General features: G+C 63.3%; 18 protein-coding genes. 7 read left to right on the top strand and 11 right to left on the bottom strand.

Features of this window, described 5'->3' with window-relative positions; translation table 11 throughout:
- Positions 1-10: 10 nt before the first annotated feature.
- The 5 genes from ACMZ6R_RS02440 to ACMZ6R_RS02420 all read left to right on the top strand — a co-directional run bounded on the left by ACMZ6R_RS02440 (position 11) and on the right by ACMZ6R_RS02420 (position 5,288).
- Positions 11-643, top strand: coding sequence for a 50S ribosomal protein L25/general stress protein Ctc (locus tag ACMZ6R_RS02440; RefSeq protein ID WP_416109234.1), 633 nt, complete (start codon positions 11-13; stop codon positions 641-643).
- A 111-nt stretch (positions 644-754) separates the two neighbouring features.
- On the top strand, positions 755-1,378 hold the full coding sequence (pth, locus tag ACMZ6R_RS02435) for an aminoacyl-tRNA hydrolase (protein ID WP_416109233.1): 624 nt from the start codon (positions 755-757) through the stop codon (positions 1,376-1,378).
- A gap of 157 nt (positions 1,379-1,535) precedes the next feature.
- Positions 1,536-2,048 (top strand): CarD family transcriptional regulator, encoded by a 513-nt coding sequence (locus ACMZ6R_RS02430; protein ID WP_416109232.1) that lies wholly within the window; start codon positions 1,536-1,538, stop codon positions 2,046-2,048.
- A 356-nt stretch (positions 2,049-2,404) separates the two neighbouring features.
- Positions 2,405-3,652: a transcription termination factor Rho gene (rho, locus tag ACMZ6R_RS02425; protein WP_416109231.1), complete on the top strand. Its 1,248-nt coding sequence runs from the start codon at positions 2,405-2,407 to the stop codon at positions 3,650-3,652.
- 166 nt (positions 3,653-3,818) lie between these two features.
- Positions 3,819-5,288: a M48 family metalloprotease gene (locus ACMZ6R_RS02420; protein WP_416109230.1), complete on the top strand. Its 1,470-nt coding sequence runs from the start codon at positions 3,819-3,821 to the stop codon at positions 5,286-5,288.
- Between the two features lie 101 nt (positions 5,289-5,389).
- On the opposite strand, the gene ACMZ6R_RS02415 is transcribed toward ACMZ6R_RS02420, so the two are convergent.
- From ACMZ6R_RS02415 to ACMZ6R_RS02380, 8 genes are all read right to left on the bottom strand, one after another.
- Positions 5,390-6,046, bottom strand: a complete 657-nt coding sequence (locus ACMZ6R_RS02415) for a CBS and ACT domain-containing protein (RefSeq protein WP_416109228.1) — start codon at positions 6,044-6,046, stop codon at positions 5,390-5,392.
- Positions 6,047-6,114: 68 nt separating this feature from the next.
- Entirely contained in the window at positions 6,115-6,825 is a 711-nt protein-coding gene (locus tag ACMZ6R_RS02410) for an ABC transporter ATP-binding protein (RefSeq protein ID WP_416109226.1), read from the bottom strand.
- A complete protein-coding gene (locus ACMZ6R_RS02405) occupies positions 6,812-7,540 on the bottom strand; it encodes an ABC transporter ATP-binding protein (protein ID WP_416109225.1) in 729 nt (242 codons plus the stop codon). Before ACMZ6R_RS02405 ends, ACMZ6R_RS02410 begins: the two co-directional genes overlap by 14 nt.
- A complete protein-coding gene (locus ACMZ6R_RS02400; RefSeq protein ID WP_416109224.1) occupies positions 7,537-8,553 on the bottom strand; it encodes a branched-chain amino acid ABC transporter permease in 1,017 nt (338 codons plus the stop codon). The genes ACMZ6R_RS02405 and ACMZ6R_RS02400 overlap by 4 nt, the downstream gene beginning before the upstream one ends.
- Positions 8,554-8,564: 11 nt before the next feature.
- The gene (locus ACMZ6R_RS02395) at positions 8,565-9,449 is read right to left on the bottom strand and encodes a branched-chain amino acid ABC transporter permease (protein WP_005994335.1); all 885 of its coding nucleotides are present in this window, start codon (positions 9,447-9,449) and stop codon (positions 8,565-8,567) included.
- 72 nt (positions 9,450-9,521) lie between these two features.
- Positions 9,522-10,769, bottom strand: a complete 1,248-nt coding sequence (locus ACMZ6R_RS02390; RefSeq protein ID WP_416109223.1) for an ABC transporter substrate-binding protein — start codon at positions 10,767-10,769, stop codon at positions 9,522-9,524.
- A 42-nt stretch (positions 10,770-10,811) separates the two neighbouring features.
- The gene (gene gabT / locus ACMZ6R_RS02385) at positions 10,812-12,137 is read right to left on the bottom strand and encodes a 4-aminobutyrate--2-oxoglutarate transaminase (RefSeq protein ID WP_416109221.1); all 1,326 of its coding nucleotides are present in this window, start codon (positions 12,135-12,137) and stop codon (positions 10,812-10,814) included.
- Positions 12,138-12,562: 425 nt separating this feature from the next.
- Positions 12,563-14,266, bottom strand: a complete 1,704-nt coding sequence (locus ACMZ6R_RS02380) for a sigma 54-interacting transcriptional regulator (protein WP_416109219.1) — start codon at positions 14,264-14,266, stop codon at positions 12,563-12,565.
- A gap of 329 nt (positions 14,267-14,595) precedes the next feature.
- Between ACMZ6R_RS02380 and ACMZ6R_RS02375 the strand changes: the two genes are divergently transcribed.
- Positions 14,596-16,050 carry an NAD-dependent succinate-semialdehyde dehydrogenase gene (locus ACMZ6R_RS02375; protein WP_416109217.1) on the top strand — a complete coding sequence of 485 codons (1,455 nt, stop codon included), beginning with the start codon at positions 14,596-14,598 and terminating at the stop codon, positions 16,048-16,050.
- A 248-nt stretch (positions 16,051-16,298) separates the two neighbouring features.
- Here the strand turns inward: ACMZ6R_RS02375 and ACMZ6R_RS02370 are convergent, their stop codons facing one another.
- The 3 genes from ACMZ6R_RS02370 to ACMZ6R_RS02360 are packed head-to-tail and all read right to left on the bottom strand — an operon-like array spanning position 16,299 to position 19,758.
- Positions 16,299-17,384, bottom strand: coding sequence for an HlyD family secretion protein (locus ACMZ6R_RS02370; protein WP_416109215.1), 1,086 nt, complete (start codon positions 17,382-17,384; stop codon positions 16,299-16,301).
- 5 nt (positions 17,385-17,389) lie between these two features.
- Positions 17,390-17,602, bottom strand: coding sequence for a DUF1656 domain-containing protein (locus ACMZ6R_RS02365; protein ID WP_416109214.1), 213 nt, complete (start codon positions 17,600-17,602; stop codon positions 17,390-17,392).
- 20 nt (positions 17,603-17,622) lie between these two features.
- Positions 17,623-19,758 (bottom strand): FUSC family protein, encoded by a 2,136-nt coding sequence (locus ACMZ6R_RS02360; RefSeq protein ID WP_416109212.1) that lies wholly within the window; start codon positions 19,756-19,758, stop codon positions 17,623-17,625.
- Between the two features lie 460 nt (positions 19,759-20,218).
- Between ACMZ6R_RS02360 and ACMZ6R_RS02355 the strand changes: the two genes are divergently transcribed.
- Entirely contained in the window at positions 20,219-20,833 is a 615-nt protein-coding gene (locus tag ACMZ6R_RS02355; RefSeq protein ID WP_416109211.1) for a TetR/AcrR family transcriptional regulator, read from the top strand.
- Positions 20,834-20,937: the final 104 nt, after the last annotated feature.

Below are 20,937 nucleotides of genomic sequence, written 5' to 3'. Positions count from 1 at the left end.
GATACCCGCCATGAAAGAGACCCTTTCCCTCGCCGTCAAGACCCGCACGGGCTTTGGCAAGGGGGCCAACCGGAAGCTGCGTGCCACGGGCATGGTCCCCGGTATCTATTACGACGACACCGGAGCCAACATCCCGGTCATGGTCGATCACCTCCCGCTGCAAAAACTCTACGCCAAGACCGCCTCCTCCCACGTCTTCGAGCTCAAGATCGCCTCCGACGCCGGTGAGGAGACCAAGCCGTCCCTGCTGTGGAAGGTCGAGCACCACCCGACCAAGCCCCGAATCACCCACGTGGACTTCTACGGCGTGGACCTGACCAAGGCCATCCGGGTGCACATTCCCGTGGTCGTCACCGGCAAGGCCAAGGGCCAGGTCGCGGGCGGCGCCCTGGAAGTCTACCGCGAATCCATCGAGGTCATCTGTCTGCCCCTGGCCATCCCGGACAAGGTGGTCATCGACATCACCGACCTCGACGTCAACGAAAGCGTCCAGATCGCCGATGTGGCCCTGCCCGAGGGCGTCAAGGCGGTCTACGAGGACAACTTCTCGCTGCTGGCCGTGGTCACGCCCGAGGCCGAGGATCAAGGGGAGGAAGAGGCCGCGGAAACGCCGGCTGCCGCCCCGGCCGCTGCAGAGGCCTAACCAGACGCACGCCAACGGCATCGCGCCTTTCGGGCGGGACGCGCCACCGGAATTCCGGGTGCGTCCCGCCCTTTTTGACGCCGCTGCCACTACCCGGGAAAAAAGCGACCCATGGCTGTTTCCGCCCTTATCGTTGGCCTTGGCAATCCCGGCCCCCGCTATGCCGCGACGCGGCACAATTTCGGCTTCATGGCCGTCGACGCCCTGATCGCCCGGGCGCGCGAACTCGGCGGCGCGCCCAAGGCGGCCATGACCTCCCACAAGGACATGGACGCCGTCGCCATCGCCCTGCCCGTGCTGCCGGGCGGCGCGTTCGCCCAGTTCGTGTGCGTCAAGCCCCTGACCTACATGAACCTAAGCGGCCGGGCCGTGCGTGCGGCCATGGCCTTCTACAAGCTCGCCCCAACCGACGTCCTGGCCATCCACGACGAACTCGACCTGCCGCTCGGGCGCATGCGGGCCAAGCGCGGCGGCGGCAACGCCGGGCACAACGGCCTCAAATCCCTGACCCAGGAACTCGGCAGTCCGGATTTCGTCCGGCTGCGCCTGGGCATCGGCCGGCCCGAGCCGGGACGCGACGTGGCCGGCTACGTGCTCGAGCCCTTTCGCAGCGAGGAAATGGCCGTGGTGCGCCAGATTCTGCCAGCCGCCGTGGACGCCGTTTTCACGTATTTCGAGGAGGGCCTGGAGACGGCGATGAGTCGGGCCGGGGCTTTTACCGCCACATCCGGCTGAAAAACAGGCTCCATTTTCCGCTCGGCGCGCCTTATTCCCCCCCCAGGCTTTGAGCTTCACGACCGAATGCGTGGACACATGGCGGCAAGTGCGCTATTTTTACTCCTAGACGGCGATCGTGCAGGCATGATGCGCGATTTCCGAAAGGAGTCGAACGGTGTTTTCCGAGGAACAACTTGTCGTGTATCCGGCCCAGGGAGTGGGCAGGGTCGAACGTATCGAGACCCAAGTGATCGGCGGGACCTCGGCTGATTTCTTTATCGTTCGTATCCTTAGCAACAACGTCACGCTCATGGTGCCGGTGGCCAACGCCGAAAACGTGGGTCTGCGTCCGCTCTGTACGGCCGAGCAAGGACTGGCCATCATCGAGTCCCTCAAAGACCGGTCGGATTTTACCGGCTATACCGGCCAAAACTGGAATCGCCGTTACCGCGAATATTCCGAGAAACTGAAAAGCGGCGACCTGGCCGACGTGGCCTATGTGCTCAAGGAGTTGCTTCTAATCGGCCAGAACAAGGAACTTTCCTTTGGCGAGCGCCGATTGCTCGAACAGGCCACGAGCCTTTTGACCCTGGAGCTGGCCCTGGCTCTGGACAAAGACCAGCAGGAAATCAAAGACGTCATCAACGAGATTTTCGCCGACGTGCTGGCTCCGAAACCCGAGGAATGATCCGGGAGGGCGGCTCTTTTCAAACAAGGGCCGCCCACACGCTTGACAGACCCCGGAAAATGTATATGGATCGTTCCAGGCCGTTGTCGGTCTGTCCCCCACTGCCCTGGTCCCCGTAAAAAAGCGAGTTTATGCCGTTTCCCCTGTGGATCGGCTCCACTGAACTCACGCTGCATCGGGTTTTTTCTTTCACTTCAATACGCGCCTCTTTGCGCCGGGCTATTTCTGTGAGCAACGCACCAAAACGCCGTGGACGTCCGCCCCAGTCCCCACCCCCTCCCGCACCTTCCGATCCCGTCGAAAGCGACGACATCCTGCAACCACCTTCAGCGAAACCGGGCCTTATGGAGACGTCTATGAACCTCTCCGAACTGAAGCTTAAAAGCATGCCCGAGTTGATGGACCTGGCCGTCCAATACAACGTCGAGAATCCCAACGGCATGCGCAAGCAGGAGCTCATCTTCGCCCTGCTGCAAAGCTGCGCCTCGCAAAACGGGGCCATTTTCGGCGAAGGCGTGCTGGAAATCCTGCCCGACGGCTTCGGATTTCTGCGATCGCCCATGTACAGCTACATGCCGGGCCCCGACGACATCTACGTCTCGCCGTCCCAGATCCGCCGCTTCGGCCTGCGCAAGGGCGACGTGGTCTCCGGCCAGATCCGCCCGCCCAAGGAAGGCGAACGCTACTTCGCCCTGCTGCGCGTGGGCGAGATCGGCTTCGCCCCGCCCGAGGCCTCGCGAAACCTGGTGCTCTTCGACAACCTGACGCCGCTTTATCCTGACAAGCGCTACGTCATGGAAAACGGGGCGGAAAACTACTCGTCCCGGGTCATCGATCTCCTGACCCCCATCGGCCATGGGCAGCGCGGCATCATCGTCGCCCCGCCCCGCACCGGCAAGACCATGCTGCTGCAGACCATCGCCAACTCGATCAACGCCAACCGCCCCGACGTCTTCCTCATTGTCCTCTTGATCGACGAACGCCCCGAGGAAGTCACGGACATGGAACGCACGGTCAAGGCCGAGGTCGTCTCCTCCACCTTCGACGAACCGCCCCAGCGCCATGTGCAGGTCGCCGAGATGGTCATCGAAAAGGCCAAGCGGCTCGTCGAGCGCAAAATCGACGTGGTCATCCTGCTCGACAGCATCACCCGCCTCGGCCGCGCCTACAACGCCGTGACCCCCTCGTCCGGACGCGTGCTTTCCGGCGGCCTGGACGCCAACGCCCTGCAGCGGCCCAAGCGCTTTTTCGGCGCGGCCCGCAATATCGAGGGCGGCGGCTCGCTGACCATCATCGCCACGGCGCTCATCGACACCGGCTCCCGCATGGACGAAGTCATTTTCGAGGAGTTCAAGGGCACCGGCAACATGGAAATCTATCTGGACCGGCACCTGGCCGAAAAGCGCGTCTTCCCGGCCATCGACATCAACCGGTCCGGCACGCGCAAGGAAGAACTGCTGCTCGAAACCGACGTGCTCAACCGCGTCTGGATTCTGCGCAAGTTGCTCGCCCCCATGAGCCCCATCGATTCCATGGAGTTTTTGCTCGACAAAATGCGCGGCAGCAAAACCAATCGCGAATTCCTCGATCTCATGAACAGATAACCGGGGAAGGCTCCGGTTTTTCACCCGCCCGGGGAACGGCCGGCCCGCCGGCCGCTCCCCCCTCGCCGGGATTTTGCGCCCGTCTGCTCGAAAGCCGTATATTAAACATGGGTTAGGGAAACGCCTCCGGCTTTCCTTCCCGCCTGTATCGGGATATGTACCAGCCATGTCCGTCCAACGCTTCCGCTTCGTGCCGGGCGGGTCCCGGCGTCTGGCCGCAGCCCTGGCCGCCGTCTTTTTCTTTGTGACCGCGGTCCTTGTCCCCGCGGCCCAGGCCAGCTTTTTCTCCTTCGACCTCAAGGACGAGCGCGAACTCGGCGAGAAGTTCAATGCGCTGATCCGCGCCCGGATGCCGCTGATCGAAGACACCGAGGTCAACGATTACATCCAGGGCATCATCAACCGGCTGGTGCGGGTCAAACCGCCCATGGCCTTCCCCATCACCCTCGGCGTCATCAACAACAACGCCGTCAACGCGTTTGCCGGCCCGGCCGGCTACGTCTTCGTCTATACCGGCCTTCTGCTCCAGATGGATCACGAGTCCGAAGTGGCCGGCGTCCTGGCCCACGAACTGGGGCACGTCAGCCAGCAGCACATCGCCAAGCGCATGGGCGAAATGCAGGCCCTGTCCATCGGCCAGCTCGTCGGCGTCCTGGCCGGCGTGCTCCTCGGCCAGACAACCGGCAACCGGGACCTCGGCAGCGCCGTCGCCATCGGCTCGCAAGCGGCCTCGGCCCATGCCTACCTGAAATATTCCCGCGACGACGAACGCGAGGCCGACCAGGTCGGCATGAACACGCTCGTCGCCGCCGGCTACCGGCCCCAAGGGCTCGTCGACGCCTTCGAAACCATGCGCCGGCTGCGCTTCATGCAGGGCGGCGGCATCATTCCCACCTACCTGAGCACCCACCCCGGCCTCGAGGAACGCATGGGCTACCTCAGGGACCGGCTGAAGCTGCTGCCCAAAAACGTGCTCGACCGCAAGGACGACGACGTGGCCTTCAAGCGGGCCCAGATGCTGGTGCGCGCCCGCTACACCGATCCCAAGAACGCGGTGGCCTATTTCCGCAAGCTCGGGGACAAGGCCACCTGCCTGGACAAGCTCGGGCTGGCCATCGCCCTGTCCCGGTCCCTGGCCGACGTGAGTCAGGCCAAATCGGCCTTCGAGACGGCGCTTGCCTGCGGCGGCAAGGATGCGCTGGTGCTGCGCGAATCGGGCCGGTATTTCCTCAAAATCCGCGATTTCGCCCGGGCCAAGAGCCTGCTCCAGGCGGCCCTGCGGCAAAATCCCCGGGATATCGACGCCAACTACGAATACGGCCGCATGCTGGCCCAGGAAGGCAATTACAGGGAAGCCGTGCGCTACCTGGACCAGGTGCGCATGCGCGTGCCGGAGAACCCGGAAATCCGCGCCCTCTACGGACAAATTCTCGGCCAGGCCGGCGACATCTTTCACGCCTACCTCAACCTCACCTACGCCGCCATCTACGAGAACAATCCCCGCCAGGCCAAATTCCAGATGGACAAGGCCAAGGCCGCCGCCAAAAGCGACGACGACCGCCGCGAACTGGCCCGGCTCGAACAAACCATGAAGACACGTTCGGCCTACTGGAAAAAATCGCTGTTAGGAAATTAGACACGGCACGCGAAGGGGAAAGCCTTTCAAACGCGAGCGGGGACGCCCTTTGAGAGGGCGTCCCCGCTCGCGTTTGGGCTTTCTTCCATTCTCTCCCGGCCCTAGTCCCTGGTCCAGGAAAGCACTTGGCAGTTTTTTTCCAGGAGCGTGTGCAGTTCACGTTCGCGGGTTTCCGGCAGACCCTGGATGCGGATGGAGACGTCGCGGCGCGACGGGTCGGCCTGGTCGTAGGAAGACAGGATGCTGATGATGCGCGCCTCGTGGCCGCGCAGGGCGTCGAGCACGGGCTTGAGGCTCCCCTCGGCCGTGCCCAGGCGCAGCCCGATCTGAATCCCGCCCTGGTCGATGCCGGTGATGGACACGAGCAGCCGGAAGATGTCGGTGTCCGTGATGATGCCCACCACCTTGCCGGCCGCATCCACCACGGGGAGGCTGCCGATCTTGAGGTCGCGCATGATCAGCGCCGCCCGCTCCACCGTGTCCGTGGGCCGGAGGAAGCGCGGCGAGGCGGTCATGATGTTTTTGACCTTCATCTCCGAGAGCAGATAGGTCAGTTCGTACATGTCCAGGGAGGTGGCGTCCGAAGGCGAGGCCGCTTTCAGATCGCGCTCGGACACGATGCCGATGAGCTTGCCGTCCTTGTCCACGACGGGCAGACGGCGGATTTTGCGATCGCGCATCATTCGCCCGGCCTTGATCATGGACACGTCCCCGGTCGCCGTGACGACGTTTTGCGACATCCAATCCCCGACGAGCATCTGTCTGGCTCCTTGCGCTAAAGGTGAGGCGGACAGGGCCCCGAACGGGGCCCCCCGCCGGGATATCGTCAAATGCCCAGATAGGCCGTCTTGATGTGCGGGTTTTCGAGCAGCTGCCCGGCTTCGCCGGAAAGAGCCACCCGGCCGTGCTCCAGCACGTAGCCCCGGTCGGACAGTTTCAGCGAATGGTTCACGTCCTGTTCGACCAGAAGCACCGTGGTGCCGGTGTCGGCGATCTTGCGCAGCGTTTCGAAGATGGACTTGACCAGGATCGGGGCCAGGCCGAGCGACGGCTCGTCGAGCATGAGCAGCCCCGGCAGGGCCATAAGCCCCCGGCCGATGGCCACCATCTGCTGCTCGCCGCCGGAAAGCGTCATGGCCATCTGGTCCTGGCGTTCGAGCAGGCGCGGCAACAGCGCATGCACCTGGCGCAACGTCCTTTCCCGCTCCTTGTAGGCCCGTGGCGTGTAGGCGCCGATGGCCAGGTTCTCGGCCACGGTCATAAGCGAAAAAAGCCGCCGTCCCTCGGGCACCTGGACGATGCCGCGTTCGACGATGCGCTCGGGCGGCAGGCTCTGGATGGGCTCGCCCCGAAAGCGAATGATGCCCGAAGTCGGGGAGAGCAGGCCGGAGATGGTCTTGAGCAGCGTGGACTTGCCCGCGCCGTTGCCGCCGATGATGCTGACGACCTCCCCCTCCTCCACGGTCAGGGACAGGTCATTTATGACCTGGACGTCGCCGTAGGCCACGTCGATATGTTCCACGCTAAGCAGCGTCATAGTCGCCTCCCAGGTAGGCCTTGATGACGTTCTCGTCCCTGGTCACCTCTTCGGGGGTGCCCTCGGCGATCTTCTGGCCGAACTGGAGCACGGCCACCCGGTCGGAGAGGGCCATGACGGCGCGCATGATGTGCTCGATGACGAAGACCGTCACGCCCCGGTCGCGAAGTCCCTTGATGATGGCGATCATGTCGTCGACCTCGGTCGGGCGCAGACCGGCCATGACCTCGTCGAGAAGCAGCAACTCGGGGTTGGTTGCCAGCGCCTTGCCGATCTCCAGGCGCTTGCGGTCGGCGATGGTGAGGCTTCCGGCCAGACGGTCGCGCAAATCCCCGAGGCCCAGGGTGGCGATGACCTCCTCGGCCTTCTCCCGGGCCTTGTGGGTGGTGACGCTGTGGAGGAAGGCCCCGACCATGACATTATAGAGGACGGTTTTGGTGGCGAAGGGTTTGACGATCTGGAAGGTGCGGGCCAGCCCCATCTTGCACAGGTCCCAGGGCTTGCGGCCGTTTATGACCTCCCCCTTGAAGCGGATGGTCCCCTCGGTCGGCGCGTAGACGCCGGCCACGAGGTTGAAGACCGTGGATTTGCCCGCCCCGTTTGGGCCTATAAGGGCCATGATCTCGCCTTCGGCGATATGCAGGTCCAGGGAACTGACCGCCGTCAGTCCGCCGAAGTTCTTGGTCAGGGCCGTTATTTCAAGGATGTTGCTCATGCGGCTTCTCCCTTGGGGGTGTCGTCGCGGGTGATCTTGCGGGCGAGTTTGTCGTAGGCGGCGGCCAGCGGCGCGGTCAGGCCCTGCGGCTTGTAGAGCATGACCAGGATGAGGATGAGGCCGAAGATGACTAGGTGCAGGCCCGGCAGCATGTCGCTTAAATAGATGCGGGTGAACTCGTTTAAGGGCCGAAGCACCAGCGCGCCGATGACCGGGCCGGCGATGGTGCCCCGGCCGCCGATGAGCGCGATAAAGGCGATCTCGAAGGAGAGGTCGAGCCCCATGAGCCCCTTGGGATAGAAATAGAGCATGAGCTGGGCGTAGAAGGTGCCGGCCAGGGCCGTGAAGAAACATGACAAAGCCATGGCCAGAAGCTTGTAGTTGGCCACGTTGATGCCAAGGGCCCCGGCCGCTTCCGGCTCCTCGCCGCCGGCGGCCAGGTAATAGCCGATCTTGGACCGGGAGATGCCCCAGGTCAGGAACAGCACGAGGACCAGCATGACGAGAATGATGTAATAATAGGGCAGCTTGGACATGAACTGGTAATTCCAGAACGAGCCCTGCGTAAGCGGAATTAAAAGTCCCCGGGGTCCGTTGACGTGGAGCGGCCCGAGGTAGTTGATGTTTTCGACGATGACCCGGATGCCCTCGGCAAAGGCGATGGTGCACAGGCAGAAATAGGCCCCGCGCAACCGGAAGGTGGGGAGTCCCATGATGATGCCGACGATGGCGGCCAGCACCCCGCCGACCAACATGCCGAGCCAGGGCGAAACGCCGTATTGCAGGGTCAGGATGGTCGAGGTGTAGGCCCCGATGCCGACGAAGACGGAATGCCCGAGAGGCAGCACGCCGGCAAAGCCGCCGACCAGGTTCCACGACGTGGTCAGGTAGGCGTAGAAAAAGAGCAAAATGAGAATTTGCAGGTAGGTTGGCGAGGTGACCACCAGAGGCAGCCCGAAGGCGACCAGGGCGGCCAAGCCCAGAAGCGACGTGTCGAGTTGTTTTCGGCTCACGATGTCCCCTCCTACCAGTCCTGTTTGTTGCCGAAAAAACCCGAGGGTTTTACGAACAAAATAATAAGGAAAATTGCGTAGATGATCGCTTCGGTCCAGGTCGAGGCCATAAACTGGGAAAAGACCGATTCGACAAGGCCGATCACCAGGCCCCCGAGCAGCGCCCCGGGAATGCTGCCGAGCCCGCCGAGCACCACGATAATAAAGGCCCGGATGTCGAAGACCACGCCCACCGAGGGGTAGACGTAGTAAAACGGGATGAGCACGCAGCCGGCGATGCCGGCGATGGCCGTGCCGAGGCCAAAGGCGATGTTGTAGACCTTGTACTGGTCGATGCCCATGAGGTTGGCCGCCTCGCGGTCAAGGGCGGTGGCCCGAAGCGCCATGCCGATCTTGGTCTTGCGCATGAAAAGGGCCAGCCCCACGGCGGTCAGGATCGCCACCACGAAGCCGGAAAATTTCGGGATCGAGACGATATACGGCCCCAGCGCCATGGACTTGTTGGAAATGGCCGTGCGCACGGTGCGGTATTCGGCGCCGAAGCACATGAGCGCCAGGTTGTCGAGGACGTACCAGACGCCGGTGGTGACGATGATGACCGTCGCCGGCTCGCGCACTTCCCGCTCGGACTTGAACACGGGCTTTATCACCACGTCCTGGAGATAGTAGCCGAAGAAATAGAGGATTGGTGGAACGATAATAAGGGCCAGGTACGGGTGGATGCCCGTGAGCTTGATCAGCCAGTAGGCGCTGAACATGCCGACCATCAGCAGGGAGCCGTGGGCGAAGTTGATCACCTTCATCACCCCGAAGATCAGGGTGAGTCCGAGGGCGGTCAGCCCGTACATGGCGCCCATCATGAGGCCGTTTATGATTGACTGTATCACCTCGGTCATGAGGCCTTCTCTCCGGACGTTTGCTCCGGACCGCCGGGCGGCGGCGGTCCGGAGCGTTTGCGGCTTGCGGGGTTACTTGTTGGCCGGGAAGACCGGGGTGTAGCCGGCGCGACGGGCGGACTTCGGCCACACGGTCACGCGCTGGGGTTTGCCGTCGACCTTGGCCACCTGGACGATGACGATGCCGGCATTCTTGTTCTGGCCGTTCTTGTCGAACTCGACGCCGTCGTAGGAGACGATCATGGCCGGGCCGGTGGTGAGCTTGGTGGTGGCCAGGGCCTCGCGGAGCTTGGCCAGGTCGGTGGAGGCGGCGCGTTCCAGGGCGTCGGCGATGACGTACATGGAGGCGTAGGCGTCCACGGATTCGCCGGTCATGTCGTAGCCATACTTCTTCTTGAACTTGGCGTTGGCTTCCTTGGCCCCGGGCTTGTTGACGTCGGTGTTCCACTCGACCTCGTCGAAAAAGCCCATGGCGTTGTCGCCGGTATTCTCCAGGAACTTGGGATCGGCATGGCCGCCGCCGCTGGTCAGCACGACCTTGGGCTTGAGCTGCATTTCGGTCATGGTGTTGGTCAAGAGGATGGCGTCGGCGGCGTTGGAGACGAGCATCACGATGTCGGGATTGGCGGCCTTAAGCTTGGTCACGACCGGGGTCAGGTCCGTGGCCGTGGACGGATAGGGCTCGTCGAGCACGACCTTGTAGCCGTCCTTTTCGGCCAGCTTGCGCCATTTCTCGGCAAAGCCGGTGCCCCAGTCGCCGTTTTCGAAGACAAAGGCGATGGTCGTAAGCTTGGTGCCGGTTTCCGCCTGCATGTCCTTGAGGAAGCGGAACTGGTCGCGCACCCACCAGGAGTCCTTGGCGGCCACGCGGAAGATGTTCTTGAAGCCGCGCTCGGTGATGGTGTCGCGCACGGCCACGGGCACGACAAAGGGGATGCCGTAACGCTCGGCAACCTGGGTGGCCGGATAGGTGACGGCGGAGTTCCAGCAGCCGGTCAGGATGTTGACCTTCTCGGTGTTGATGAGCCGTTCGGTCTCGGTGACGCCAACCGTGGGGTCGGACTTGCTGTCGGCATAGATGAGGTCGAGCTTGGCCCCGCCTAAGGACTTGATGCCGCCGGCGGCGTTTATTTCCTCGACGGCCATTTCCCGGGCCTGCTTGCCCTGGACGCCGACCGAGGCCGACGGGCCGGACAGGGGCTCGACGTTGCCGATCTTGATCACCTTGTCGGCGGCGGCGGCCGGCGATGCGGCCAGGAAAAGCCCCAGCGCCGCGGCCAGGCAGCACGCTACCAGCGATCGTTTACCCTGCGATTTCATGCAATACCCCTTGGTTGACGGTTGCTGTCGGTCGGGCCTCGTCTATTTGCCGAGGTTCTTGGAAACCTCGCGGATGCCGCGTTCCATGATGTCCAGGCCGCGTGCGAGCTGCTCGTCGGTGATGACCAGCGGCATGAGCACGCGGATGCAGTTGCCGAAGTTGCCGCAGGAAAGCACGAGCAAGCCATTGTCCTGGCAGTACTTGACCACGCCCTTGGCCGCTTCGGGACAGGGCGCCTTGGTCGCCCGGTCGGAGACGAACTCCAGGGCGCGCATGGCCCCAAGGCCCCGGGCGTCGCCGATGACGGGGAATTCGTCCTTCCAGGCCTCGAACCGGGCTTTGAGCGTGTCGCCCAGGCGCACGGCCGCGCCCAGCAGGTCGTCCTGCTCGAAGGCGTCCATGACGGCGAGGCCGGCCCGGCAGGCCAGCGGGTTGCCGCCGTAGGTGCCGCCGATGCCGCCGACATGGACGGAATCCATGATGTCCGCCTTGCCGATGACGCCGGCCAGCGGTAGACCGCCGCCCATGCTCTTGGCCACGCTCATGAGGTCGGGCTCCACGCCGAAGTGCTCCATGGCAAAAAGCTTGGAGGTGCGGCCGAAGCCGGACTGGACCTCGTCGGCCACGAACACGATGCCGAACTCGTCGCAGATGGCCCGAAGCTTCACGAAGAATTCCGCCGGCGGCACGACGAAGCCGCCCTCGCCCTGGACCGGTTCGGCGATGATGCAGGCGATCTGTTCGGCGGCGGCGGTGCCGATGAAAAATTCGCGCATCTTGTCGGCGCAGGCCACGCCGCAGTCGGGATAGGAAAGCCCCAGCGGGCAGCGGTAGCAGTAGGCGTAGTACGGGTACTGGTAGACTTCCGAGGCCATGGGGCCGAAGGCGTACTTGTAGGGCTTGACCTTGCTGGTGAGGCTCATGGCCAGAAGCGTGCGGCCGTGGAAGGCGTTCTTCATGGACACCGCGCCGGGGCGGCCGGTGTGGCAGCGGGCGATTTTAACCGTGTTTTCCACGGCTTCGGAACCGCTATTGACAAAAAGGGCTTTTTTCGGGCTCTCGCCGGCGGCGGCCTCGCACACCCGGCGGGCCAGCTCCACGTACGGCTCGTACATGGTGATCATGGAGCAGGTGTGGAGGTACTTGTCCGCCTGGTCCTTGATGGCGGCCACGACGCGCGGGTGGCAGTGGCCGACGTTGAGCACGCCGATGCCGCCGACGAAATCGATGAATTCGCGGCCGGCGACATCGCGCAGCAAGGCGCCCTGGGCGGATTCGACGAAGAAGGGCGTGCCGTTGGGATGGCCCTTGGGGACATAACGTTCACGCAACGCTTGCAGTTGGCTCGCCTTGTCAGTGGTGTTCACGGAGCATCCTCGAAGTTGACGGTTGGGGGCAAAATCGCCGGTCTGCCATGAAGACCTAAACGTCAACTCGTTTCTGGAGCAAAAAACACGCCAGCCGAGTATTTTTAAAAAGCTATTTAATTTTAGTGTGTTGTAAAACAGCCACCCCTTTCAGGCCTTACGCTTGATTCATTAATGAATCGTCAAATTTGTTAAAATAATTACATAATAGGAAGTTACCCTTGATTCAATTATAAATCAAAAGAAACCCGCCCCCCGGCCATACCGAAAGGACGACCGGAAAACACCAGACACCGACCAGCGGGCCGGAGTGCAGCGAAAACGGCAAACGTAGCGGGATGGTTGTGGAAAGACGCCTTCTGCACGATCGAGGGAGGCATCCCGCCGGAGGCGCGGCAGCGGGAGGGCTCTGATTCAGAAGTGAATCAATCCCGATTCAGGGCGTACCGTTTGAGTTTGCGTACCACGGTGGCCTGGCTCACGCCAAGATAGGCGGCCATTTCCCGCGTGGTGCGGCAGGCGGCCATGGCCTCGCGCAAACGGCGCAGGTTCGTCTGGTCCGTGGACTCGGCCAGACTGCGCGGCGCGGCGTCCGCCCCGCCCTCCCCGGCATCTCCGGCGAGCGCCTCCTCCAGGGCGTCGGTGAGGTCGTCGTCCTCGCTCATGACGAAGGCCTTCTGGATCAGGCTCACCAGTTCGCGCACGTTGCCCGGAAAATCGTGGGCCTCAAGCAGCCGCATGGCCTTGGCCGAAAGGCGCTTGGCCTTGCCGTGCCGGACGTTTTGCTGGGCCAGGTAGAATTCGGCCAGGCCGAAGATGTCCTCGCGGCGCTCGCGCAGGGGCAGGATGCGCACCACGAAGGTGTTGAGCCGATAGTAGAGGTCCTTGCGGAAAAGCCGCCGCTCCACCAGGGACTCCATGTCGCAGTTGGTGGCCGCCACCACCCGGCATTCCACCACCCGGGACTCGGCCCCGCCAAGGCGGCGCAGCTCGTGATCGTCGAGATACTTGAGCAGCTTGGCCTGGACCGAGAGCGGAATGTCGCCCACCTCGTCGAGAAAAAGCGTGCCGCCCATGGCCAGCTCGATCAGCCCCGCCTTGCCGCTTTCCCGCGCCCCGGTGAAGGCCCCCCGCTCGTAGCCGAAGATCTCCGCCTCGAAGAGGTTTTCCGGCACCGCCGGGCAGTTGATCTGGATAAAGGGCTTCTTGGCCCGGGGGCTGACCTGGTGCAGGAATTTGGCGAGCAGTCCCTTGCCCGTGCCGGATTCGCCAAGAAGCAGGATGCGCGTCACGTCCATCTGGGCGAGTTTCAAAAGCGTGCGCAGGGTACGCTGCATTTGCGGACTGCGGGCCACGATATCTTTCTGGGACAGCTCGTAGAGCGAAAGCTCGGCCAGCTCGCTGCGGTAGCGCTCCTCCACCTTGCGGGCGTGCTGCAAGCCCTGGCGCAGGTTATTAAGCTCGGTCACGTCGCGTTCGTTGACCACCACCAGCGACACATGGCCGTCGGCGTCGAACACGGGCGAGGCCGTGACCAGCAGTTGCTTGCCCGTGCGGGTGATGTGCTGGATCATGCTGGCCTGCTTCTTGGTGGCCATGACCTCGACCGTGGCCGAGCGGTCCACCATGCCGTCGGCCACGATACAGGCCACGTCCTTGCCGATGTACGCGGCGGCCGCGACGGAATTGAGGCGCTCCGAGGCGGCGTTGATCTCCAGGATCACGCCATCGCCCGTACAGATCCAGATGCCGTCGGAGACCGAATCGAGCACGGAACGCAGCTGGTCGTCCACCACCGGGCCGCAGCCCCCTTGGGCGTCGCCGCACAGGATCGACGCGCCAGCGACGCGGCCGTCCGCGCCGGTGATGGGCACGATGCGGGCCGTGCGCACGTTGCCGGCCACGGCGAAGGTGGCGCAGGCCCCCTGCCCGCTGGCCAGGCAGCCGGCCGCCGCCTGCCACAGGTCGGGCCGCACCAGGGGCAAGGCGACGCCCGGGGCGGCCGTCTCCGGCCCAAGCAGGTTTCTCGCCGCCGGATTGGCCATGACCACCCGGCCGTCGGCGTCCACGGCGAGCAGGGCGCCGGTCAGCGCACGCAGGATGTCGGCGTCAGTAAAGGGGGCTGGCATGGGAGGTCCGCGAAATTTTTTTCGGGGCGCGGCAATCGGCCGGCGTCCCTGCCGCAAACTGGCACACAAGCGCCTTTGGAGGCAACCGCGACCTGCCCGCCAGAACCTTTTCCAACGAACGAAAAAGACGAAGCGACCCTTGCGCGCCGGCCGTGTCCGGGCTTATACGCCTGGACCCAATGGCCCCCCGGGCCTGCCGCGCGCGCTGCCCGACACGCGAAATGAAGTTCTATCCTATTTGTTTTATTTATTTTCATGGCAGCAGTCGTATCTCCGCGCACGGCGAACTCGGGCGTCAAACGCGTCAACGCACCAACAGGGGGAAGATCATGTTGCAGCTTTCCAATCCGCAACTTTTCCGCGAAGCCTGCCTTGTAAACGGCCAATGGGTCGCGGCGGCCAGCGGCGAAACCATGGAAGTGACCAACCCCGCCGACGGGTCCTTGGTCGGCCGTGTGCCCAAGCTCTCCGAAAAGGAAATCGAGGGCGTCATCGCGGCGGCGAGTGCGGCCTTTCGGCCCTGGGCGGCCCTGGCCGCGACGCAGCGCGCGGCGGTCCTGGAAAAATGGTACGGTCTGATTCTGGAGGCCGCCGACGATCTGGCGACCATCCTCACCACCGAACAGGGGAAGCCCTTGGCCGAGGCCAAGGGCGAGATCATGTACGCGGCGTCATTTATCAAGTGGTTCGCCGAGGAAGCCCGCCGCGTCTACGGCGACGTGATCCCCGCGCCCACGGCCGACAAGCGGCTGCTCGTGCTGAAGCAGCCCGTCGGCGTCACCGCCGCCATCACGCCCTGGAATTTCCCGGCCGCCATGATCACGAGAAAGGCCGGACCGGCGCTGGCCGCCGGCTGCTCCATGATCGTGCGCCCGGCCGCCCAGACGCCCTTCACCGCCCTGGCCCTGGCCGAGCTGGCCCAGCAAGCCGGCGTTCCGGCCGGCGTGTTCCAGGTCGTCACCGGCTCCTCGCGCGCCATCGGCGCCGTGCTGACGGCCAGCGACACCGTGCGCAAGCTGTCTTTCACCGGCTCCACCGAGGTCGGCCGCCTGCTCATGGCCCAGTGCGCCCCGACCATCAAGCGCATCTCCCTGGAGCTTGGCGGCAACGCCCCCTTCATCGTCTTCGACGACGCCGACCTCGACGCCGCCGTGGCCGGGGCCATCGCCTCGAAATACCGCAATGCCGGCCAGACCTGCGTGTGCGCCAACCGGCTCTACGTCCAGTCCGGGGTCTACGACGCCTTCGCGAAAAAGCTCGCCGACGCCGTGGCCGCCATGCCCATCGGCCGGGGCGACGCGCCGGGCGTCCAGATCGGCCCCATGATCGACGCCAAGGCTGTGGAAAAGGTGGAAAGCCACATCGCCGACGCCGTCTCCAAGGGCGCGAAAGTGGTTCTTGGCGGCAAGCGCCATGCCCTCGGCGGCAGCTTTTTCGAGCCCACCATCCTGACCGGCGTGACGCGCGAGATGCGCGTGGCCCGCGAGGAGACCTTCGGCCCCCTGGCCCCGCTTTTCCGCTTCGAGACCGAAGAGGAAGTCATCGCCGCGGCCAACGACACCGAGTATGGCCTGGCCGCCTACTTCTACACGGAAAACGCCGGCCGGGTCTGGCGCGTGGCCGAGGGCCTGGAATACGGCCTCGTCGGCCACAACACCGGACTGGTCTCCAACGAAGTCGCCCCCTTCGGCGGCGTCAAACAGTCCGGCATCGGCCGCGAAGGCTCCAAGTACGGCATCGACGAGTACCTGGAAATCAAATACGTCTGCACCTGTCTTGGGTAAGAGGGAAAAGAGATGCGAGAGGGGAAACCCTTTGAAAAGGGTTCTCCCCTCTCGCGCTCTCCCTTTCCTAAACTTTTTTCTTTTTTATCAATAGGATAATAGCGTATCCTGCCTGCGGTCAGTCCCAGGAAGCAGGCCCCTTGCGTCGCCGCAGGACCTCGGTTTCATCGGCACAAAAAAGGGTTGCGCCAACGTGGCGCAACCCTGCCTTCTCCTGCGCGGTCCGCGTGATCGCGGGGAAAAACGGCTTATTTCGTCAGCACGAGAACCGATGCGGTCGTGCCGACCCGAAGCGCCACTTCCTGCGGTTTTTTCGTGATATGCACCCGTACCGGCACGCGCTGCGCAAGCCGAATCCACTCGAATGTCGGGCTGATGGTGGGCAGAAGATCCTGCCCGCTCGAACCGTCCTCCTGGGTGATGCCCTGGCCAATGCTTTCCACCACGCCGGTAAGCGGCGTTTCCGGGTAGGACATGAGCGTCACCACGGCCTTGTCGCCTTTTCGAATGTTGTTGATGACGGTTTCCCGGAAATAGCCGGCGACCCAGAAGCTTCCCGCGTCGACCAACGCCAGAAGCGGTTGGTTCGCCACGGCCTGGCTTCCCAGGCGCAGGTTCAGATTGGTGACGTACCCGTCAACCGGAGCCCTGACCTTGGTGAATTCGAAATTCAGCTTGGCCTGCTCCCACTGGGCGACCGCCTCTCGCAAATGCGGATTGTTTTCGCCCGGCGCGCCCAGGGCCGCCTTGGCCTGCGCCAGTTCCGCGCTGGCCTGGAGCTTGGCCGCGCCCGCCTTGTCGAGTTGGGTTTCGGCCTGATTCAGGGCCGCCTGGGCGGTGATGGCGCTTTCCTGGCTCAGATCGTAATCCCGCCTGGCAATGGTGCCGTTGTCCACCAGGGTCTTGTTGCGGCCCAGATCCTTGTGCACTTCCTCGGAATGCGCCTTGGCGCTGGTCACCCCGAAGGAGGCGTTGCGCACCGTGGTGCGACTTTGCTCCAAAGCCGCCTCCGCGCTTTTGACCTGGGCTTCCAGGTTTTTGATCTCGTCGCGCGTCTTGTCCAGATTGGCCCGGGCCTGATCCAACGCCGCCTGGTACGTCCGGGGGTCGATCTCGAAAAGCACATCCCCCTTATGGACGAACTGGTTGTCGATGACGGGCAAACGCACGATGGGACCGGAAACGCGGGGCGCGATCTGGACGACATTGGCCCGGACCTTTCCGTCCCGTGTCCAGGGATCGAGCATGTATTGGCGGTACTTGAAGACGACCATGCCCAGGGCGGCCACGACGACCACCGTGGTGAGAAGCACTTTCCAGGAACGCAATTTCATGGATGTCACCTTATAAAAAGCAGGGATTCTATCGCCCCGGTCAAAATGACGACCAGGGCGAGAAACACGAGGGGTGGCGCGGCAAAAAACCGGGAAAGCCGGTACCGGGTCAGGGCCCGGGTCAACCAATAGGCCAGCAGCAGGCCAAGACCTCCCGCCACCAGCATGGGCGGCAGAAAAACTCCGGCCAGATTGACTTCATACGGTGCGGACAACATTTCCTTCTCCTTCATCCGGTTCAAAAGCGGGCTTCGCGCCACAAACCCCAATCGATGTCCGCCGCCAAGCCGGCATGGGCGACGAGCGCCTTGTAAAGTCCCCGGTAACTGCCGAGCAGCCGGTAGGCGTTGGTGTAATCATCTTCCGCGAAACCGTCCGGGAGCGCGCGCAAGGTTCCTTCCAACTGCGCCTCCATCGCCGCCAGCCGCAACCGCAGCATGCCCGGGGAGTCGACGTCGAAGCGCCCCCGCGCCCAGGGCCCGAGCAATTCCCCAATGGCCGTGGTCCATTGCCCCACTTCGTCGGCGCAATATCGCCAGAGCGGTTGGGGGCGTTTTCCGGCATCGGCAAGCATCTTAAAGCGATAGGTGATGGTATTGAGGCTCGAAACCAAAGCGGCGGCCTTTTCCGGCGGATTGGCGGGCATCAGCCCGTAATCGATACCCGCGGCCCAACCGCCGACCTTGCCGACCGAGGTCTGCATGGCCCCGAGCAAAGGCGAAGCGTTCCGCTTCCCGGCATCACGGCCGGAAAAATGCCCGAAAAGGGAGGCGACCCGCTCGGCCTGGCGGAAGAAACGTGTCGTGACGCGCACGAACATCTTTTCCGGGCGCAAGGAAAACGGAATGACGGAAACCGCCCCGGCAAAAATCATGCTGCCCAGCATGGCCACGGCGTTGTTGGCAAAGACAGCAAAATCGTACTGTTGCTGCGACTGCATATTGGTCAGCATGATAAATGGAACGATGGCGGCCATCTTCAACATGGTCGCGCGGGGGTCCCAAAAGGCGTAATAAATGAGGACCGTAAAAATAAAGAGCAGTACGGACAGCTCGAAATAGCCGGAAAGCCGCGGCATGACGAAGATATAAAGCACACTGGCCAGGACGACGCCGATACTGTTGGCAAGGACGAACTTCGGCCAGTTCATTTGCGGCGTCATCAACCCGATCAAAGCGTGCACGCCCACAAACACCACAAACATCATATCGCCCGGCGGATCGACGTAGATCCAGGCCAGCGCGCCCAGCCAGAGGCTGGCCATGATGCGTATGGCGGCCGCGAAGCTGTCGCCGTCGGGCCGGCGCGCCACGGCCGCGGGGAGCTGTGGCGGCTTGATGCGTTCGCGCGGCGGCAGCCTGATGATCCGCAGGCAATCGCCGATGTCGAAGCTGAGGCGCTCGACCCGTAACAGGGTATGGACGACATCGCGCAGGGCCGTCTGCTGGAAATGAGGCAAGGCCGCGAACAAGTCCTGGTCGATGACCAGTTCCACCCGGGGAGGAACCGCCGGCGGATTGTCGTTTTCCTCGAACACGGTCAGTTTCGCCAGACGCTGCCGCAACGCCCGGCGAAAGTCCGGCAGGGCCGGCACCAGGGCGACGATATCGCACCCGGCCAAGTCGGGCAGCTCCTCCCGCCACAGCTCCAGGGACTCCATCATTTCCTGGCACAAGGCGACCAGTTGCCACCACCACCCCTTGGCCTCATGGATTTCGAATTGCTCCGTCTCGGCCGCATAAAGCCGCCGCTTCCATTGGCTGAGAAGCTGCGCCTCCAGGCTGTACCAGTTCTCCGCGCCGTTTAAGGCATCCGGATACAGCATTCTGGAAAAATGGTGGTCCGCTACTTTCGCCTGTACGCCAAAAAGGCTTTTGACCAAGCGATGGACATCGGAGGCGCACTGCTGCGGCCAGATGAAAACCGAGACGAGCGCATACACGATGATGCCGAGCGCCGTCTCCTCCATGCGAACCGTGGCCGTATAAAAGACATGCTGTGATCCGCCGGCCACATTGGCCCCGACAAGAATGGCGACGTAGCTGGTGATGAACCAGAAATACACGTAACGGGAGAGGGTGATGCGGTAGGCGCAAAACCCCATAACCAGCGACAGAAAACCGATGAAAGCCCACCGCTCTTGTGGAAAAAGGCTCACGCACAATATGCCGAGAATGCCGCCGAACAGGGTCCCGAGCAAACGGTGCACGCCCTTGTTGATGGATTCACCGACAGTTGGCATGCTGACCACCGCCACGGCGAGTCCGGCCCAATACGGATTGGTCCATCCCATGCCCATGGCCAGGCCGCAGGCGATGCTGAGCGCCAGACCGGTTTTGACGGCTTCGCGAAACGGAAGCGAAAGCTGCGACATACGTATTCGTGCCTCAACCGGCGAGTGGCTTTGTCCGGACGCCAGCCTGCCGGGATAACGGTTCATGCCAGGGACCGGGCGGGCCGGGCCGCCGCATGTCCCAGGGAACGCCCCCCGCGTGGCAACACGCACGCACGATGCACGCACGCCCCACGGCGTGTTCCCTTTTTGCCCTTGTGGCCTTTTCCTTTGTAAAATCGGTGGGTCTTGTCAGATAGTACGAGATCGATTCCGAATGGCATAAGGCTGTGGGTCAACTTCTTCTACAGGTGTAGACCTCTTTTGACGGAATGTCTACGATCGTATACATTAAAAATCTGCTACGCAACCGGGTACCAACGCACGGGGCCGCACCGCGAGCACCGCACACCGCCAAGGCTCCCGGCGGCAAGGCCAGGAGCCCCGCGCACACCACAGCCAACTAAACGGCCAGGCCGTTTCCAGGCTGCCGGGAAAAGTCGTGGAAAGCACAGGAAAAAACACACCGAAACAATCCCCCCAACGGCATCGCAACGCCCAGGCCACGCGCCAGGCGATTTTGGACTCGGCGCGCCTGGCCTTTACCCGTTTCGGCTACGACGGCGTCGGGGTGCGGGAAATCGCCAAGGACGCCGGTGTGACGGCGATGCTCGTCAATCGCTATTTCGGCTCGAAGGAATTGCTGTTCCAGGAGGTCGTCGAAGTGACGCTGTCCGGGCCCGGCGTCTTAAGCGAGATCATCAAGCCCGGGGACGATCCCGCGACATTGAGCCGGAATGTGGCCGCCCGCCTCATCGCCAAATCCGTACCGGGGCTAACCCCGGACGGCATCCTGATCCTGCTGCGCTCGGCGGCGAACAAGCAGGCAGCGACGATTCTGCGGGAAAACGCCTTGCGCTACCTCAAGCCGGTGGCCGACCAGTTCCAGGGGGCCATGCCCGAAATGCGGACCGCCATGCTGCTGTCGATCATCGCCGGCTTCCAGCTCATGCGCCAGATCATCGCCCTGCCGGGACTGGCCGAGGCAAGCTCCGCCGACCTGACGGCCCAGCTCGAAGACCTGATTCGCTGCCTTGCCGAGGCCAGGGAGAAATAATCCGGCAACATACAGGCAGCCTTCCCGATTCCATCAGATCGGCCTTGGCGAACGCCTTTCGCGGCGGCTTCGAAAACGAAATAGAGGTCTCTTCGTGACCGCCA

It is taken from the genome of Solidesulfovibrio sp. C21 (assembly GCF_047785625.1).
Lineage (GTDB): Bacteria > Desulfobacterota > Desulfovibrionia > Desulfovibrionales > Desulfovibrionaceae > Solidesulfovibrio.
Note: the sequence above shows the minus strand (reverse complement) of the source record. Positions and strands in the feature narration are given on the sequence as shown.

Bases quoted from the DNA above. Each gene is read 5' to 3' on its own strand.
- ACMZ6R_RS02370 (WP_416109215.1), bottom strand. From the start codon at position 17,384: ATGAAATTGCGTTCCTGGAAAGTGCTTCTCACCACGGTGGTCGTCGTG.
- ACMZ6R_RS02410 (WP_416109226.1), bottom strand. From the start codon at position 6,825: ATGACGCTGCTTAGCGTGGAACATATCGACGTGGCCTACGGCGACGTC.
- ACMZ6R_RS02360 (WP_416109212.1), bottom strand. From the start codon at position 19,758: ATGTCGCAGCTTTCGCTTCCGTTTCGCGAAGCCGTCAAAACCGGTCTG.
- ACMZ6R_RS02390 (WP_416109223.1), bottom strand. From the start codon at position 10,769: ATGAAATCGCAGGGTAAACGATCGCTGGTAGCGTGCTGCCTGGCCGCG.
- pth (WP_416109233.1), top strand. From the start codon at position 755: ATGGCTGTTTCCGCCCTTATCGTTGGCCTTGGCAATCCCGGCCCCCGC.
- ACMZ6R_RS02365 (WP_416109214.1), bottom strand. From the start codon at position 17,602: ATGTTGTCCGCACCGTATGAAGTCAATCTGGCCGGAGTTTTTCTGCCG.
- ACMZ6R_RS02395 (WP_005994335.1), bottom strand. From the start codon at position 9,449: ATGACCGAGGTGATACAGTCAATCATAAACGGCCTCATGATGGGCGCC.
- ACMZ6R_RS02380 (WP_416109219.1), bottom strand. From the start codon at position 14,266: ATGCCAGCCCCCTTTACTGACGCCGACATCCTGCGTGCGCTGACCGGC.
- ACMZ6R_RS02440 (WP_416109234.1), top strand. From the start codon at position 11: ATGAAAGAGACCCTTTCCCTCGCCGTCAAGACCCGCACGGGCTTTGGC.
- ACMZ6R_RS02405 (WP_416109225.1), bottom strand. From the start codon at position 7,540: ATGAGCAACATCCTTGAAATAACGGCCCTGACCAAGAACTTCGGCGGA.
- ACMZ6R_RS02375 (WP_416109217.1), top strand. From the start codon at position 14,596: ATGTTGCAGCTTTCCAATCCGCAACTTTTCCGCGAAGCCTGCCTTGTA.
- ACMZ6R_RS02415 (WP_416109228.1), bottom strand. From the start codon at position 6,046: ATGCTCGTCGGGGATTGGATGTCGCAAAACGTCGTCACGGCGACCGGG.
- ACMZ6R_RS02420 (WP_416109230.1), top strand. From the start codon at position 3,819: ATGTCCGTCCAACGCTTCCGCTTCGTGCCGGGCGGGTCCCGGCGTCTG.
- rho (WP_416109231.1), top strand. From the start codon at position 2,405: ATGAACCTCTCCGAACTGAAGCTTAAAAGCATGCCCGAGTTGATGGAC.